2 protein-coding genes are annotated in these 2,040 nt (G+C 64.4%); both read left to right on the forward strand.

The annotated features are described in order from the left end of the window. Nucleotides 1-217 precede the first annotated feature (217 nt). Nucleotides 218-400: a hypothetical protein gene (locus tag ACFWUY_RS41340; RefSeq protein ID WP_384122117.1), complete on the forward strand. Its 183-nt coding sequence runs from the start codon at nucleotides 218-220 to the stop codon at nucleotides 398-400. Nucleotides 401-984: 584 nt separating this feature from the next. Next, on the forward strand, nucleotides 985-1,176 hold the full coding sequence (locus ACFWUY_RS41345; protein ID WP_384122120.1) for a hypothetical protein: 192 nt from the start codon (nucleotides 985-987) through the stop codon (nucleotides 1,174-1,176). The last annotated feature ends 864 nt before the right edge of the window (nucleotides 1,177-2,040 follow it).

Below are 2,040 nucleotides of genomic sequence, written 5' to 3' on the forward strand. Positions count from 1 at the left end.
GCGCAGCCCCCACCTCAGATGCCGTGGCTATGTTCTCGCTGGTCACAGGCGCACTCTCCCATGATCGGAGTTACACCGTTCTTCGTACAGTCCCTTCTACCGCGGGGAGAAGGTGGTGCTGGTCTGGGCGGGAGCCGCGCCATGCGGGCCTGGGTCGCCGAGCAGAACTGGCCGGCCCTTGGAGCGGTTACCGGCCTACGCGCCCGATCTCAACCCGGTGGAACTTTTGTGGCCCTCGCTCAAGAAACGCGAGCTCGCCAACCTTGCTGGTGACCACCTCGTCGATGTCGCCGGGGCCACCGAACAGGGTATCCACCGCATCAACCAGAACCGACAGCTGCCCTGGTCCTTCCTCACCCACCCCGGCCTCACCCTCCACCTACCAATCCCACCGAACTAACGAAAAGATCAGTAGCGGGCATTTTAGCGAAGTAGGTAGCTATTACCCATTCGCTGGGAGCGGGGCGAGCGTTTGGTGGTAAGGAGCGTTGTTCCCACTATGGGAGGAGGTCGGCAGAGGTGTCCCTGTCATGGCGTGCGGAAGATCTGGCCTGGCCCTTGCCTCCGGTCTGCGGGGTTCTCGGTCCTGCTTTTGTCTGGCATCTGCCTGACCCGGCAGCCGCCCCATCTACTTTGGCCGCCCAGATGGTTCTTCGCCGCTGGCTGGAACTGTGGACTATCCCCGAGTCGGTCATCCGCACAGCGGAACAAGTGGTCGCAGAGCTCCTTGCCAGTGCCGCCCGGTACGGCAGCGGCCCTCTCTTCCTGGAGCTCGCCCGCTCCTCCCCCTCTATCGCTATAGCGGTGCGCCAGCGTACGGAAACCGGCTGGGCAAGTCCTGCCCCTTCCTGCATCAGCGACCGCGATCTCCACACCGCAGCCACCCTCGCCGGCGCCCTCCGCGTGCAGCGCCTTCCCGACAACACCGGCTACGCCTTCATCACCCTGCTCCAGCACATCCCCATCACCCGACGGAGAGACACCATGAGCCCCTCTCTGACCGCCCAGGACCGCTGCGACCGCTGCGGAGCCCAGGCCTACATCCGCGCCCGCTTCAGCCACAACCGCGAACTCCTCTTCTGCGCCCACCACGGCCGCCGCTACCAGGCAGAGCTAGAACGCCGGATCACCGAACTCCACGACGAAACCCACCGCCTCACCGCAGCCCAGCACTGAACTTCTTCCACCCACCGGCCAGGTGACGCAACTGAAAAATCTGCACAGGGCAGGCCCGCTTGGCTGCCCCTGGCTGAGGATCAAGCCGAAGAAACCCACAGAACCTCAGCGCACGGCTTCACTGTCGATGCCGCATCCACAAGCCGTGACTCGCCTCAAGAAGATCACTTGAGCATGCCCATGACCTATCGGCGGGCGCTCTCAGGCAAGGCAAGCACTGATTGCTCATTCTCCGGCTTCGCCGGGCAGAGTTTCCTAGCCCCAGAGGGCTGCCCAGCAGATGCAGGGCCTGGGGAGGACTACTCCTGCGAAGCAGCCGATGAGGACAGTCGCATTCCCCCGACTGCACGTGTTACCTGAGCATGCGCCTCATCCTCGATGGGCCGGCACGGGCAGCAACCCCTGGTTGCCGGCGCATCGAGCCTCTTTCGCTGCTTGATGAAAGCAGCCGCACCCACACCGGTCGCACGCCAGAGGCCTGAACACGGCGGCCCGCAGCCCTTCTCCCATCTCAGTCACCGCAGCCCGCCTCCTGGCAACCGTCTGCCTCTCGGCGACAGCGGGAAACCACCCACCCGCCCCGCAAGAGGCGTATCACTCCTGTCTCGCCTGCGCCCGCATGCCCGATGTCCGTTTTCTTCGGATTTAGGTATTGACTGCTCAGGGTGTGCGTGCTCCGTAGGTGTGTGCTGGAGGTAGCAGAAAAGGCAGTATCCACCCGGCCCCACTGGACAGGCAGTGATCCCGATGACGACCACCACCCTTTCCCCCGACCGGCAGCAGTCTGTGCTGCGGGTTGTCACTACCGGTGAGCGCGTCTTTGGTCTGCCGCTGGAGCATGACCCGCTGGCTCCGGCCACCGCC

The organism is Streptomyces sp. NPDC058664 (assembly GCF_042716635.1).
Taxonomy (GTDB): Bacteria; Actinomycetota; Actinomycetes; order Streptomycetales; family Streptomycetaceae; genus Streptomyces.